This is a genomic window from Paenibacillus phytorum, from assembly GCF_013141715.1.
GTDB lineage: Bacteria > Bacillota > Bacilli > Paenibacillales > NBRC-103111 > Paenibacillus_E > Paenibacillus_E phytorum.
The window spans coordinates 24,767-40,498 of record NZ_WHOA01000085.1 but is presented as its reverse complement, the minus strand read 5'-3'; the positions used below and the strand labels follow the sequence as shown (position 1 = coordinate 40,498).

At 44.5% G+C, this 15,732-nt stretch carries 12 protein-coding genes; 7 read left to right on the top strand and 5 right to left on the bottom strand.

All coding sequences use genetic code 11. The features are described from left to right. Positions 1-34: 34 nt before the first annotated feature. Complete coding sequence (locus GC098_RS10935; protein WP_171643197.1) at positions 35-5,437, top strand: discoidin domain-containing protein; 5,403 nt, start codon at positions 35-37, stop codon at positions 5,435-5,437. Between the two features lie 175 nt (positions 5,438-5,612). Here GC098_RS10935 and gerPC read toward each other — a convergent pair whose 3' ends face one another. Genes gerPC through GC098_RS10915 form a run of 4 tightly spaced genes read right to left on the bottom strand, consistent with a single transcriptional unit; the run spans position 5,613 to position 6,733 of the window. Further along, positions 5,613-5,996: a spore germination protein GerPC gene (gerPC, locus tag GC098_RS10930; RefSeq protein ID WP_171643196.1), complete on the bottom strand. Its 384-nt coding sequence runs from the start codon at positions 5,994-5,996 to the stop codon at positions 5,613-5,615. Between the two features lie 48 nt (positions 5,997-6,044). Next, positions 6,045-6,227: a hypothetical protein gene (locus GC098_RS10925; protein WP_171643195.1), complete on the bottom strand. Its 183-nt coding sequence runs from the start codon at positions 6,225-6,227 to the stop codon at positions 6,045-6,047. 13 nt (positions 6,228-6,240) lie between these two features. After that, positions 6,241-6,459, bottom strand: a complete 219-nt coding sequence (locus GC098_RS10920) for a spore germination protein (RefSeq protein WP_029199095.1) — start codon at positions 6,457-6,459, stop codon at positions 6,241-6,243. Next, positions 6,443-6,733 carry a hypothetical protein gene (locus tag GC098_RS10915; RefSeq protein ID WP_171643194.1) on the bottom strand — a complete coding sequence of 97 codons (291 nt, stop codon included), beginning with the start codon at positions 6,731-6,733 and terminating at the stop codon, positions 6,443-6,445. The genes GC098_RS10920 and GC098_RS10915 overlap by 17 nt, the downstream gene beginning before the upstream one ends. Before the next feature lie 215 nt (positions 6,734-6,948). Between GC098_RS10915 and GC098_RS10910 the strand changes: the two genes are divergently transcribed. The 3 genes from GC098_RS10910 (at position 6,949) to GC098_RS10900 (ending at position 11,079) form a co-directional block, all read left to right on the top strand. Then, a complete protein-coding gene (locus tag GC098_RS10910; protein ID WP_171643193.1) occupies positions 6,949-7,146 on the top strand; it encodes a hypothetical protein in 198 nt (65 codons plus the stop codon). A 92-nt stretch (positions 7,147-7,238) separates the two neighbouring features. Beyond that, a complete protein-coding gene (locus tag GC098_RS10905; protein WP_171643192.1) occupies positions 7,239-9,896 on the top strand; it encodes a PAS domain S-box protein in 2,658 nt (885 codons plus the stop codon). After that, positions 9,877-11,079, top strand: a complete 1,203-nt coding sequence (locus GC098_RS10900; RefSeq protein ID WP_171643191.1) for a metallophosphoesterase family protein — start codon at positions 9,877-9,879, stop codon at positions 11,077-11,079. Before GC098_RS10905 ends, GC098_RS10900 begins: the two co-directional genes overlap by 20 nt. A gap of 77 nt (positions 11,080-11,156) precedes the next feature. Here GC098_RS10900 and GC098_RS10895 read toward each other — a convergent pair whose 3' ends face one another. After that, the gene (locus GC098_RS10895) at positions 11,157-11,618 is read right to left on the bottom strand and encodes an Lrp/AsnC family transcriptional regulator (RefSeq protein WP_171643190.1); all 462 of its coding nucleotides are present in this window, start codon (positions 11,616-11,618) and stop codon (positions 11,157-11,159) included. 171 nt (positions 11,619-11,789) lie between these two features. Here GC098_RS10895 and GC098_RS10890 point away from each other — a divergent pair, with 171 nt between their 5' ends. The 3 genes from GC098_RS10890 to GC098_RS10880 all read left to right on the top strand — a co-directional run bounded on the left by GC098_RS10890 (position 11,790) and on the right by GC098_RS10880 (position 15,719). Next, the gene (locus GC098_RS10890) at positions 11,790-12,968 is read left to right on the top strand and encodes a serine hydrolase domain-containing protein (RefSeq protein ID WP_216625236.1); all 1,179 of its coding nucleotides are present in this window, start codon (positions 11,790-11,792) and stop codon (positions 12,966-12,968) included. Next, positions 12,965-14,152 (top strand): MFS transporter, encoded by a 1,188-nt coding sequence (locus GC098_RS10885; RefSeq protein ID WP_216625235.1) that lies wholly within the window; start codon positions 12,965-12,967, stop codon positions 14,150-14,152. The genes GC098_RS10890 and GC098_RS10885 overlap by 4 nt, the downstream gene beginning before the upstream one ends. A gap of 130 nt (positions 14,153-14,282) precedes the next feature. Beyond that, a complete protein-coding gene (locus tag GC098_RS10880) occupies positions 14,283-15,719 on the top strand; it encodes a LamG-like jellyroll fold domain-containing protein (RefSeq protein WP_171643189.1) in 1,437 nt (478 codons plus the stop codon). Positions 15,720-15,732: the final 13 nt, after the last annotated feature.

Here is a 15,732-nt window from a genome sequence, read left to right as displayed (position 1 = left end):
GCCAAAGTTGAGAATGAAGAGGAGAGTGTATGATTTGAAGACGCTTAAAAACGCTTTTGGGTTTGCTTTTTGCCTGGTGTTCGTATTAGCGATTCTTTTCATTGGTGGAACAACGACTCATGCAGCAGCGGTTGGCGACATAACGAATTTTGAGAAAACAGATGCTAAGACATTTACGATCACGTCCGGTTCCGATAAGGTGAAAGTTGTTTTTAATCGCGATGACATGGTTCGTATATGGCTTGGAGTAGGCGGTAATTTTCAAACGCTAGCCGGTAAAAGCTCGGCAACGCCAAAAGAGCCGATCGTCGTGAAGGAAGATTTTGGTCCGGTTGCTGTAAATTGGTCAGATGAGGGCAGCTACTACAAAATCGCGACGGGCAAATTCGTTTTACGCGCCTACAAAAGTCCGCTCAAATTCGCGATGTACAAGAGTGACAATGCGACTGTCGTATGGCAAGAGGAGTCTCCGTTAAACTACAGCTCATCATCGACAACTCAAAAGCTTGTACGAGGAGCAGATGAGTATTACTACGGCGGAGGGATGCAGAACGGATTTTTCTCTCACCGTGACAAGACGATTAAGATTGCCAAAAACTTCGGCGACTGGGGTAGCGGCACCGTGTCCAATCCGTCTCCGTTTTATCTGAGCACGGCTGGCTACGGCGTACTGCGGAACACATTCCAAGATGGAACATACGATTTCGGCAGTCCCACTCAGCTGACACATAATGAGAACCGATTTGACGCGTATTACTTTTATGGCGATACGTTCAAAGATATTTTGAATGGCTATACGGATTTGACCGGCAAGCCTTCACTGATTCCTAGATGGGGAATGAGTATGGGGGATGCGGATTGTTATAACACAAGCAATACGGGTGCTAACAAGCCGAATAAGCTTACGACGCCGGATGTGCTGAAAGTTGCTCAAGGCTTCCGCACCAACGACATGCCGGGCGGTTGGCTTCTGCCGAACGACGGATACGGCTGCGGGTATGTGCAGTTGCCAAGCACTGTTCAACAGCTTCATGATTTAGGCTTTTACACCGGCCTGTGGACGCAGAATGGTCTTGCTAATATCGCAACAGAGGTAGGAGTGGCTGGAACTCGCTTGAACAAGCTGGACGTAGCTTGGGTCGGACCAGGGTACGACTTTGCTCTTGATGCAACAAAACAAGCGCATCAAGGGGTTGAAAACAACTCAAACGATCGCGGTTTCGTATGGTCCGTCGGCGGATGGGCAGGTACGCAGCGTTACTCAACCGTTTGGTCGGGAGATCAATCCGGGAACTGGGAATATATCCGCTTTCATATTCCTTCCGTGATCGGTGCGGGGCTGTCAGGCATGAACTACGCTACCGGTGACGTGGATGGGATCTTTGGCGGCAGTGCCCAGACCTATGTACGTGATTTGCAGTGGAAAGCATTCACACCGATCCTTATGAGTATGTCCGGTTGGGCATCGGTAGATAAACAGCCTTGGCGTTATGGAGAGCCATACACAAGCTATAACCGCGATATTTTGAAGCTCAGACAGCGCTTAACGCCTTACTTCTACACGTATTTGAACGAAGCTTATGAATCGGGTGCACCGATGGCGAGAGGGATGGTGTATGAATTCCCGAACGACCCGAATACGAAGAACACATTGACACAGTACCAATTCATGTCTGGGCAGTCACTGTTGGTTGCGCCTGTATACAAAGATACTGCGGTAAGAAACGGCATATACTTGCCGAAAGGCAAATGGATCGACTACTGGACAGGTACAGAGCATTACGGCTCCAAAATGCTGGACGAATACAGCGCTCCGCTAAGTCGTTTGCCGCTTCTCGTCAAAGCAGGGGCAATTATCCCAATGTATCCGGAATCGCTGTATGACGGTCAAGTGCAACCGAATCCGATTACGTACGACATCTATCCTTACAAAACCTCTACCTTCACGATGTATGAGGATGACGGCGTTTCGAGAGAGCACCGTAATGGCAAATTTGCGAAAACACTTATTACTTCGATCGCTCCTGAAACTGGAACAGGCGACTTAAAAGTTCAAGTAGGGGCGAGCGTAGGCGATTACAGTGGCAAACTGGCTGCGCGTACGAACCAATTCCAAATTCATATGCATGCGAAACCGGCAAGCGTTGTAGTTGGCGGCTCCAATTATACGGAATATGCAAGTAAAACAGAATGGGCGAGCGCTGCAAGCGGCTGGTACTATGATAGCGCGGATAAAGGCGGCATCGTATATGTGAAAACGCCGGATATGCCGGCGGATCAAGGCTTTGAATTGACAGTGGCCGGTTTTGTGGCAGATACGACTCCACTTACAGACGCAGTTGTCATTTCGCTGCCAGAACCAGATAACGATCCGACGAAAATCGTACAGGCTGACATCGTAGCAACGGCTACGAGCACCGATGCTACAAGTCCTGTAGCTAATGCGTTGGATGGCAGCATAGAGACTATCTGGAGCACTAAGCTGGATGGCAGCACACCGCTACCACAGTCGATCACGCTCAATCTCGGCACGAAGCTTTCCGTCAATAAATTGAAATATTTGCCGAGACAATATTTAGGCTCGGATGGTATTATTACAGCTTATAACGTCTATGTGAGCACGGATGGAACCAACTTCACGAAGGTGGCCACCGGTGCATGGAATGCGGATAAGCTAGAAAAAACAGCGACATTCACTACCGTGGAAGCGCAGTATGTAAAATTGGAAGCGACAGCTGGTGTTAATGGTTTTGCGGCTGCAGCTGAACTGAACGTGTACCGAGACGCTTCTGTTCCGATACCGCTGGCGATTCCGAAAAATCAGATGACAGCTACAGCAAAGAGCTTCCAACCGGGCAGTGAAGCGTCCAAAGCCATTGACGGCGATTCGAATTCCGTCTGGCATACGAAATGGGACGGTTCTGACAAACTACCGCAATCGATTATTCTTGATCTCGGCAAGGTTCGCAACATCAGCCAATTCCGTTACGCACCGCGTACGGATGCTGGAAATGGCACGATTACGACCTACAATCTGTATGTAAGCACCGATGGAACGAACTATACCCAAGTCAGTACGGGGACCTGGGTTCGCAACAATATAAAGAAATATATCCAATTTACGCCTGTGGATGCGCGTTATGTGAAATTAGAGGCGGTAGTGGCAGTAGGCGGCTTCGTATCCGCTTCCGAACTTGATGTATATGAAACGCCTCAGGCACCGCCTACTTTGGGTGACATTTTGAAAGGCAAGCCGGCAACGGCAGACAGTGTGGATCCGGCGTTCCCAGCAAGTAATGCCAACGACGGCAATGCGGCTACGATGTGGTCGGCAAATGATGCCAACCAGGGTCATGTTTGGTCCGCCGATTTGGGTAAAATGCATTCGATCCAAGGATTAGAGATTTCGTTTGGACAGAGCGACAAAGTGTACAAATACAAGCTGGAAGTCCGGGAAGCGGGCAGCAGTAACTGGATTCAAGTGTTAAACCGTATGAACAATACCGAAGCTGGTCAAGTGCTGAAAGATACATTCGGCAGCCAAGGACGCTATGTAAGAATTACAATTACCGGGCTGCCAGACGCAAATACGAAAGCAAGCATCGCGGATGTGAAGCTGATTGGCTTACCAATCATCGGAACGGCGCCTGTGACTGGTGTAACGCTGAATCAAACGGCATTGAATTTGAATGTACTTGATGCGCCTGTTGCTCTAGAGGCAGCGGTAGCGCCTCTGAATGCGGCGAACACTTCGGTTACGTGGAGCAGCAGTAATCCGGGCATCGCGATGGTGGACGGAAACGGCGTCGTATCTCCAAAAGGAGCAGGCACGGCAACAATTACGGTCACTACGGCGGATGGAGGCTTCAAAGCGACTGTGGATGTCACCGTAACCGGGCAAACAGGTTTGGTGAAAATTACGCAAAGCCAAATGACGGCAACGGCTACAAGCTTCCAACCTGGAGATGACCCAAGCAATGCACTCGACGGCGATGTGAACACGTGGTGGCATATCAAATGGTTCGGTACCGATCCACTGCCACAATCGATTATCTTGAATTTGGGTGGAGCTTACAAAATCAGCAAACTGGACTATTTGCCCCGTCCCGATGGCGGTAACGGCACAATCACTGCATACAACGTATACGTCAGCCAAGACGGTGTGCAATATACGAAAGTAGCAAGCGGTGCGTGGCTGCAAAACAACTTGCTGAAAGAAGTGAACTTCGCTCCAGTAAATGCTTCTTACATCAAGCTTGAAGCAACTGCGGGTGCAGGCAACTTTGCTTCCGCATCCGAACTGAACGTTTATAAGATCGTTGAAGCACCGACGCTGCAAACACTCGCGTTTGACGCAGCGAGCTATGAAGTGTATAAAGGACAATCCGCAGCGGTGAAAGTGACCGGACAGTATTCGGACGGTACAAATCAAGACGTGACAACGGCATCTATGTTCGAGGTCGGGAATACTTCATTCGCAACGGTTACGAGCGGTACGATCATCGGTGTATCGCAAGGTGAAACCGTCGTTACGGCAACGTACGGAGGAAAGCAGGCCACTGCTGCGGTAGTGGTGAAATTGGTCATTGATACAACACCACCAGCAGATGCAACCTTAGCTGCAGATATTACAGCACCGACGAACACAGGTGTCACGGTAACGATTAACTATCCAACTGACGCAGCGGTGAAGGAATATAAAGTGGGCGCAAGTGGCACATGGACAGCGTACACGGCACCTATTGTCCTTTTAGCAAATGAAACCGTGTATGCAAGAGGAACGGATGCGGCAGGTAACGTATCCAATGTAACTAGCATTGTCATAAGCAATATCGATAAGATTGCACCCGTAAGTGTCGCATCTTTAAGTCCGACTGCACCTAATGGCAGCAACGGATGGTATATGTCGGATGTAACGGTAAGCTTCTCTGTAAGTGATAATGTATATGGCATGGCAAAAACAGAATACCAAGTGAATGACGGGGGTTGGATTGCCTATACCGGTTCCATTCCTGCCTTTGGTGAAGGGAACTATAAGGTCGGTTATCGCAGCACGGATCTAGCAGGCAATGTAGAACCGATCAAAACCATCGAGTTCAAGATTGACAAAACGGCTCCAGTATTAACCGTTCAATTAGATAATACGTCAATATGGCCGGCGAATCATAAAATGGTGACGATTCATGCTACGCTGAATTCGAGCGATGCTGCGTCAGGCGTTGCCTCTGTGGTGTTAACCTCCATTACCAGCAATGAGCCGGATAGTGGTCAAGGTGACATTGGGGCTAATATCGGTACTGCGGCCACTTCATTTAGTTTACGTGCAGAAAAAGGTCGCATCTATACCATAACCTATACAGCAACGGACAAAGCGGGCAACCAAACGGTTACTTCTGCTATCGTCATAGTGCCTCATGATCAATCAGACAATCATTAAGAAAAATACCCCCATTTGCAATACGGATCATTCAGGAGGATGGCATTATGCTATCCTCTCTTTTTTTTTGCAGATTATCGAAAACCTATTCATCTCTCCTAATGACTCGAATTGGCGAAATTCGGACATATACCACTGATCCTAGTTGGAATTGCTACAGGTTTAATGGGTGACCCTAGGGGCTCTCTGAATCCTGTGAAAAAAACATGTTTTCGGTGGTATGCCCCTGATTGGTTTTCAGCTTGTCGATCATACCGTGCAACTCTTCGGTAGTTGCGGTGGACGTCAGACCGATGTTCAGCGTACCTTTCAGCTCGTTTACGTGCAGTTCCTGAATTTTGTAGGTAATATTCGGGGGCGTTGTGTGCTTTAGATCGGCCAAATAATTGTTCAGCTTCTCTTTGAGCTGGTTATCCAGATGATCCTTCAGTTGAGCCTGGAGCTGATCTTTCAATCGTTGATTTTCCGCCTTCAACTCGCATTGCTTAAACTCTAGCATGGCAATTCTTTGTTCGAATTGGCATATACAGGAGTGCAGATAAGCATGTGCATCATACATGATGCCGCCTCCTTCAGGTATGGAAAAACTTGACTTTACAGCCACCGATCATTTGGCTACAGGGTGTATGGGCGGTATCAACTCTTCTTCCGGAACCACGGCGGACGTCTTCTCGTTCACGCCTTCCGCAATCTCCGTCGCCCTGTTATCCGACAAAATGTTGTAGCCTATATTGAGGGAGCCCAGGTTGGCGATGGAGTTGATTTTAATATGGTTAATATAAAAGTTCATCGCTTGCGCTCTCCTATACGAGGTTGCTATTTCCCTGATCGATGATATCCGGATCCAGAACGCTGTTTCGGTCCGTATTAACTGAAGATGTGGCGTCACCGATGACAGTGTTGCCTCCGACCGCTTTGGAATTTGCCGCATTTCCGCGCAACAGGTTGTCTCCGAAATTGACGACGCCGCCAGTAGCGACTTGATTGATATTGATGTTAAAGATGTTAAACACATTCGGCATAAAGCTCATCCTTTGGGCAGTTTGACCGCGAAATATAGGTCTTTTGCACGCTCGGTACATTAACAATAAGATATTCCGGCATTTTATGGATTCGATAGCCGGGTTGTCCTTGCGGAAGGGCATCGGACTTTCCGGAATACCGTTTCAATTCGCCTCGGATATCGGATTCAATGAGTTCAGGCTTTTGCAGCCGCAGTTGCGGATTGGACGTGAGTTCCGGCGTGAAGATGTGTGTGATGCTATTCCACTGAAAAGCCGTCTTCGTCTGTTTCATCCGATTCCCACTCCCTTTCATTCACTCTTGTGATGTAGTGTATTCATTTTCGTAGGCATCTGTGTCTCAAATTCTTGCTGGTAATGAACGGAGCGAACCAATTCTGAGTGGACATGATGATTTTAGACATTTGACAAGGTCCTTTTTGATAATACCTGATTTTGATCCTTATTTATGCAATAATGTAATAACATATATCTTTAAAGGAGAAAAACATGCCAAAACAACGCAAACTGATAGAACCTTCAGACTTTGAAAGGATGCGGGTATTTCGACAGCCAATCTCGATCTTTTTACAAGGTGAACAAATTGGTGAAAATGTCATTATTCAATCTCATGATGACGATATTGTTGTAAGCACGACTGGAGAACAATACGTGAAGGCAAATTGTGAATTTCTAAGTAAAAGATAATGCCAATTTCAGTTCACTATAAAAGTCATGTTATATTTAGATAGCATTATATAGTAGTAATAGGGGGTACATTGACGACTGGAGGTTTTCAAATGCCTAAGGTAGATTTCGATCGAGACTCTGTTTATCAACAAGTATATACGTTTGCTCCAAATGCTATAGCGTTGGTGTCCATGGATGGAACTATCAGGAGTGTCAATCCCTCTTTCTATCCAACTCTCGGTTATACGGAGCAAGAAGCAATTGGACTTACACTTAAGGAAATAACCCATCCTGATGATTTGAATAAAGTTAATGCACTAATCCAAGAGGTATTGAATGGAAATTCACTATTCTATGAGTTAGAAAAGCGTTGTATTCAGAAGAACGGTAACCTGATTTGGGCGTCTGTAAGGCTCTCTTTGGTACGAGACGAAAAACAAGGAACACCATTATACTTTATTGTTCATATCATCGATATTTCAGATAAAATAGCCACTGAACAAAAACTTTTAAAGATTGAAGAATTGTATGAACTTATCTCAGAAAATGCTCAAGATATTATTACTTTAGTGAATCCTGATGGTAACATCGAGTATTTATCACCCTCCGTTCGTGATTTATTGGGATATGAGACAGAAGAATTGATCGGAAAAGATAGTTCTGAATTAAATCATCCTGAAGACTTAGAAAAAATAAGATCTGAACCTTTTTCGGATAATGAGGTAGTTACCTATCGTTCACGCCATAAGAATGGTACGTATATTTGGTTTGAGACTGCGATTAAACTCATTAGAGATGATCAAGGCCGTTTACAGAAGGTATTAGGGATCGGGCGGGATATTACAGAGCGAAAGAAATACCAGGATAATCTTGCGGAGGCTCAGCATATTGCCATGCTTGGCAGTTGGGAATTGGATATTCTTGACGATAAGATCACATTCTCTGAAGAATTTTACCAAATTAATAACTTGTTCAAAAAAAATTTACCATCCAATCCGACGGATCTTGCATTTATGATTCATCCAGAGGATCAACAACGATTTCATGAATTCATTGATCAAACCATGCAAGGTACAACGATTAGCTCGGAATTTCGCAATCTGCAGCTCGATGGAACTATTAAGTATATGCAAATTCGCGTTTCAGTAACATTCGACGAAAATGGAATTCCTGTCAAAATGAATGGAACTACACAGGACATTACGGAACGTAAAAAAGTAGAGTTGAAGCTGCAAGAGTCTGTTGAGCGCTATACGTCTCTGAAAAAATACAACCACGATGCTATTATTTCCCTGGATGTGAAAGGCAGGATCATTAACACCAACGAAATGGCAGAACGACTGACTGGATATAAGGTTATTGAGATGAGAGGAGAGCGTATTTCCAAATTTATTGGTGAACGAAATCTCCGTAGGATACTTTCCTATTCCATTGAAGACGTTACTACGGAAAGAAAGATTAATAAAATCAGACATAAAGATGGACATCATGTTGAAGTGTTAACAACGATAGCGCCCATCATCATAAATAAGGAAAACGTCGGGTACTATGTTATTGCGAAAGATATGACTGAACAGAAACAACTGCTTATTGCTAAGGAAGCTGCCGAAAATACAAATAAAGCAAAGAGTGAGTTTTTAGCCATGATGAGCCATGAAATCAGGACCCCTATGAATGGTGTGATCGGCATGACCGACTTGCTATTAACTACGACGGATTTGGATGACGAGCAAAAAGAATATGTAGAAATCATTAATAAAAGCGGGAACACGCTGATTAAGATTATTAATGATATTTTGGACTTTTCCAAAATTGAAGCAGGCAAGACTGAATTACAAGAGCAGCCATTTGATATTAGAGACTGTATCGACGATACGCTCGCTGTACTGATGCCAAAAGCACATGAAAAAAAGCTCGATATTCAAGTTTCTATGATTACAGAATTACCATATAAATTAATTGGTGATTACGATCGCGTTAAGCAAGTATTAATGAATCTCATTAGTAATGCGATCAAGTTCACATATAGCGGCGGGGTTTTCATTGAGGTGGAAAATAATGGGCGGGAAAATCAAAAGCTCCAGCTTAAAATCTCAATTAAAGACACTGGGATTGGTATCCCCAAGGAAAAACTCAATCATTTGTTTGACCCATTCTATCAATTGGATAGTTTCATGACGCGGCAATCGGAAGGAACTGGACTAGGCTTAGCCATTAGCAAAAAAATTGTTGGGTTGATGGGTGGAGATATTTGGATCGAACAAACGGGCGAACCTGGGGCGACTTTTGTTTTTACAGTTTGGTTTAAAGAAGAGGTATCGTATCAAGAAGACTCTTCATTACAGGAGATCTTTTTTGTTCAAAAACCTTTGAAAGTTCTAATAGCTGAAGATAATCAAATTAATCAGCTCGTATTAAGAAAAATGATTGAAAAGATGGGGCATTTCACTAGCATTGTAGAAAATGGCAATCAGGTTATTCGAGCGCTGGCTTACGAAACATATGATATCATCTTTATGGACATCCAGATGCCTGTCCTGAATGGTCTCGAAACGACCAAACAGATCAAAGAAACTATGCCACCAGAGAAAGTCCCTTACATAATTGCTGTGACAGCTAACGCTTTAAAAGGCGATCGCGAAAAATGTCTTGAAGCTGGAATGGATGATTACATCAGCAAACCCATCAAAAGCGAGGTCATTTTCGATAGGATTGAAAAGTTCCAAAAAACTCAAAGGCGGGAAATAAATGGCGGAGTATATAAATGAAGGACAAGACAAAAAGCCGAATATCAAATTCGCTGTCATTACAGATACACATGTTGAGGATGAAATAGAAGGCGTACATTCGCAAAATTTCATTCAGGCCATACAGGATATCAGGGCAACTTCGCCCGATAGTCAAGGAATTATGCATATTGGTGATCTGACTAACAATGGCAAGCAAACAGAATTTGAAACGATGACTCAAATTTTGAAGGATCATAGAGAGGGTCTGCCACCCATCTATTTTACTTACGGCAACCATGATGTTCGTTGGGCGGACCTTGATACCCAAATGTCTTATTTTACAGCAAGTACGGGTATGGATAAAAAGTATTACGATGTTTGGATGAACGACTATCATTTTATTTTCCTAGGGACAGAGATAGGGTTAAAAGATTTTTCGTATTTATCAGAGACGCAGCTTGAGTGGTTAGATCTTAAGTTATCGGAGCACGAAGAGGTTCACAAACCGTCCTTTATTTTCGTTCATCAGCCTTTGAAAAACACCGTTTCAGGGTCACAAAACAAGTTCGGTTGGCATGGTATTCGACAGGATAAGGAGCTTAAGACAATTCTTGCTAAGCATCCACAAACGATTGTATTTACGGGTCATACCCATTGGGAACTGGGCTCGGCAGATACCATGTATAACGCAAAGTATGCAACTATGTTTAATGCAGCCTCCACAGCCTATTTATGGACGGATGAGGATGTGGAGAAAGCTGGTTCCCAGGGATATTTCGTAGAGGTATATGATCATAAAGTAGTCGTAAAAGGAAGGGACTTTCTCGCAAAAACGTGGATTGAGGATGCCACTTTCACAGTACCACTTCCTTCGTTAATTCCGATAGTGGACCCTGAAGACGATCCCGATCTGACGCTCGGTAGCCCGACAATGCAGATAGACAAGGCCGTTTATCAGACTCGCGATTTAATTGAAGTTACTTACAAGGGGTCAGTGGGAGAAGATGCGTTCGGTATTTTCCCAAGAGGTGCTGTACCAAGTGAGATTCTACCTATTACTACCATTGCGCATATTAAAACCAATTCGGCTAGTCAGCCGGATGGGAAAATTATATTCACTGATCTGAATCTTCCAGTGGGATCTTACGATATCATCTATTTGGGGGAAACGTTGAATACTGAGATGGTTCGCATATCTTTTGAGGTTGTTTTAGAGGATTAGATGATGGTTGAGTGCAAGATGAACAATTAAAGTACTAGGAATCCGGTTTTATGCCGGATTCCTTTTTGTTATCTACTTTATTCTAGATCCGCAAGTAAGTTTGCCTCTTCAAGCGATGGGATAAGAAGTTTAGGTTCAATTGGTGATGACATCACGATTAGAATCGTATACGTCCCATATTTATCACATTGGTTGCCGAACTCTTCGAGAGACCGTGTGGAGTCGGTCATTACTTTCAATAAGTAGTTGTGCTCTCCGCTTATGCGGTTGCATTCGACGACATCGGGTGATGAGCGGCAAAAATCAAGGAATGCATGACAATCCCACGTACGAAATAGGATGTAGGCGGCTGCTTGCTTCCCGATTTTCTCCGGGGAAATCATGGTGCGATACTCCTGGATGATCCCTTTTTCCTCCATACGTCTTACTCTCTCCGTTACTGCGGGTTGCGATAACCCGACACACTTGCCTAGTTCCGTCATTGATATTCTTGCTTGGTTTTGAAGATGGTAAAGGATTTGTTTATCAACATGGTCCATTGAAATCGGCTCCTTTAAATTTAAAGTTTTGTTTATAAACTAACTCGTTTTTATTTGTTAAAGAGTAGATATAACTTGAATGCCTTATGTAAAGCAAGTCACTTAATTATTATAATAAACTAACAATAGTGAAGTGATCAAATCTTTCCTATTCAGAGAGGATGAAAACCAATGAATAAGTTGAATACAAACAGAATGAATCCTGAGCGATTACAATCACGCATGGATGAAGTAATCGATCGTACCCTTGCCGATAAACGGTTGGTCGGCGCTGTCATTAAAATAGCGATAGACGGGGTACTGGTTTATAACCGCGCTGCCGGTTTTGCAGACCGTGAAAAGAATCAGGCGATGCAAGGAAATGCCTTATTTAGGCTTGCTTCTGTAACTAAACCTATCGTTTCAACAGCTGCGATGGTACTAGTTTCGCAGGGACGCTTACGACTGGACGACCGCGTTGATCGTTGGCTTCCAGAGTTTCGCCCACGTTTGGAGAGCGGAGAATTCGCGAATTTGACGATTTGGCATTTGATGACGCACACGGCAGGACTGACTTATCGCTTTTTTCAGGAAGAGAATGGTCCCTATCATCGCGCCGGTGTATCGGATGGTATGGATCAGGCTGGTATTACTTTGGAAGAGAACCTGCGTCGTATTGCCTCTGTTCCGCTCCTTTACACGCCTGGCACTCAGTGGAAATATTCAATCGCGACTGATGTTCTCGGCGCCGTGATTGCGAAGGTTACAGATTTACCGCTTGGCGAAGCCATTCGTACGCTAGTTACAGCGCCGCTTGGCATGGACGACACTGCGTTTACAGCAGTCGATCCAGAGCGACTAACGACGGCCTATGCCAATGCTGTTCCAGAGCCACGGCCTTTGCGTGATCCCGATAGCATTGATTTTATAGAAGGCACGGCTGGCTTCCGGCTTGCCCCTGGCCGGGCACTTGACGATACGGCCTATCACTCCGGTGGAGCCGGCATGGTCGGGAGCGCCGGCGACTTATTGCTGCTGCTGGAAGCATTACGCAAGGGCGGAGCACCCCTGATGCCGGAGAGTCTGGTTCGGGAGATGGCTACTAACCAAATAGGTGATCTGCCAATGGCCTATTGGCCAGGGAGAGGCTTTGGCCTAGGATTTATACTGCTCAATGATCCTATCGCCGCAAACACTCCGGAATCACCGGGCACCTGGCGCATGGGTGGTACCTATGGTCATTCCTGGTTAGTTGATCCTGAGAAGCAACTAAGTGTCGTAGCGTTTACCAATACAGCTTTGGAAGGCATGTCAGGCCAGTTTACCGTTGATCTTTGTGAAGCCGTTTATGACGGGATCAGGAACGAATGAATGAACTGAAGATAAACCCTATATTCTTTATCGCTCTGGGCTTATTCGGCGTGTATACCATTGAGTTTGGCGTTGTTGGAATTTTACCAGCTATTACGGAGCGTTTCAATGTCAGCACGTCTCAGGCCGGCATGCTCGTCGGGGTGTTTGCACTTGTTATAGCACTATGTGGTCCCTTTATGGTACTGATTCTTTCTAAATATAATCGTAAAAACGTAATAATGGTGTCTTTACTCATTTTTGCTGGAAGTAGTTTATTATCAGCTTATGCTCCTAATTTTTATGTTTTGCTGGCACTTCGGATTATCCCGGCATTGTTCCATCCCGTATATTTTTCCTTGGCCTTTGCAGCTGCAGTTTCGCTCTATCCAAAGGAAAAATCCACTCAAGCTTCTGCGAAAGCATTTGTTGGTACTAGTATGGGTATGGTACTTGGAATTCCGATAACAACCTATCTCGTAGATCAATTCTCATTTGAGGCCGCTTTTATATTTTGTGCCGTTGTAAACACCGCTGCTAGTGTGGGGATCGCCATCATGCTTCCGAAATCGTCCAAAGCTGAGAAAGTCTCTTATGGGGAACAGCTCGGAATATTGCGTAAAGTCCCCCTTTGGATCAATATTGGAGCTGCAACTTTCATATTTGCCGCTATGTTTTCGGTCTATAGCTATGCTGCCGAATACTTGGAACAAGTGATGGGGTTGAGTGGGAAAATCGTTAGTGTTATGCTTGTCATTTTCGGTGTAGGGGGAGTGGCAGGTAACTTATTGGCAGGGAGATTGATTGGGAAAAATAGGGTCAGAACGACTGTTTTCCATCCGATCGTATTAGCCATCTCGTTCTTGCTGCTTTACATGGGGGAAAAATCCATTGTTCCTATCATTGTTATTGTGGTTTTGTGGGGAGCCGCTCATACCAGTGGTCTCATCGTAACCCAGATATGGTTAACTTCTGAAGCTCCGGAAGCTCCTGAATTTGCCACGGGGTTATATATTTCCTTCATTAATCTGGGTGTGTCCATCGGTTCCTTAGCAGGTGGGTGGTTTATTACCACTACAGGAATGAAAGGGACTATATGGAGTGGTTTATTGTTTATTATGTTGGCACTTGTATGTATTGCAATAAAAATAGTTTACTTTAACCGAAAAGGCTTGGAGGTAAATCGGGTTTCAAACGGGGCCTAACTGGAACAGCAAGGAATATGAGAATACGGGCGTCGAATAAGAAAAATATGCTATAATTCAGTGAGATTTATTTCCAGATTTATGATAATAAATAAAAAGCTATATTGGATCGGGGAGGAACTGGATCAAGATGAAACGAAGATTAATGAAATGGGCACTTGCTAGACTAATGCTCGCAACATTCGTGTTAGTTTCCAGTGGATACGCGTTATTAAGCAAAGAGAATCATGCTATTGCTAGCGTACCTACACCGTCTATACTAATCTCACCTATACGAACGGTTATAATGGACACTACACCTGAAGTTATTATGCGAGCTCCAATAGGCTCAACGATCGAGATTTTTGAAGGCATATCGAAGCTTGCTTATAAAGACGGGAATGGAAATTCGAATGTAATTCTTGAATTGCCTCCACTTCGTAATGGAGTGCACATGCTTACAGCAAAAGTCGTATCGAACAGTGAAACGAATACTTTTTCTTTGCCTCCTATCGTTGTCGATGATAACGAAGCCTTCAATATTGAAGACATCGTACCGATTGCTTCAGACGTGGCTGACCACGAGTGGGATATGAATGGAGATGGTATATTTGGCCTCAAAGGGGAGATTGAATATTTACTTTCTCGAATTGAACCAAACACGATAGCATATCCAATCGATGATTTCACCATTGTACCAACTGCTACGTCAGCCACATACGCGACCTTTACTTTTAGCAAGCCATTTGGGGCGACAAGTGTGAAGTTGTTAAAGAAGACTGCTGCGGAATCAACATTTATGGACGCAGGGACTCTCAGCGTCAGCGATGCAACCTATACCGTAACCGGACTTACACCGAACACATCCTATGAATTTAAATTGATAGTAACAGGAGGACCCAAGGCAGGGGAATCGAATAGAGTCTCTGTTATGACCCCACCTATTCTAATTGTCGCCGAACCGCATCAAGCTTTGGATTTCAACGGTGCCGGCGATTATGTAGAAATCGCGAATGACATGGTCTATAATTTATCGTCATTCACGATCGAAGCATGGGTTAAACCGAAGGATTTCGAATGGAAGACAGGAATTGTGTCCAAATATCAAGCGCACGGTCAAGATTCCTTCACACTTCGTTTGAGTGACGGTCCGCCGACTTATCCTGACTACAATAAAATAAACTTCCAGATAGGGGATGGAATGGAGGTTAATTCAGTTACCAACCTTGAATTAAATAAATGGTATCATTTAGCAGCTTTATACGACGGTACGACTCAAACTATGAGATTATACATTAATGGAGTACTCGATTCCATGAGTTCGGGCGTCACTTACAAGACAAATTCGTCCCCGATTACGATTGGCGCCGATTTTTTGGAGGATCCTCGATATTTCAATGGTCAGATCGGAGAGGTCAGATTCTGGACGACGGTAAGAACAGAAGTTGAAATCCAAGATGATATGAACAACCATGTTGAAACCGAAAACCATACGGGCCTTGCAGGCTATTGGACTTTCAACGTAGGGGCCAAGGATGAATCTGGCAACGGGCGAAACGGAACGATTCATGGCAGTCGCAACGATTAAGTAATGACTTGTG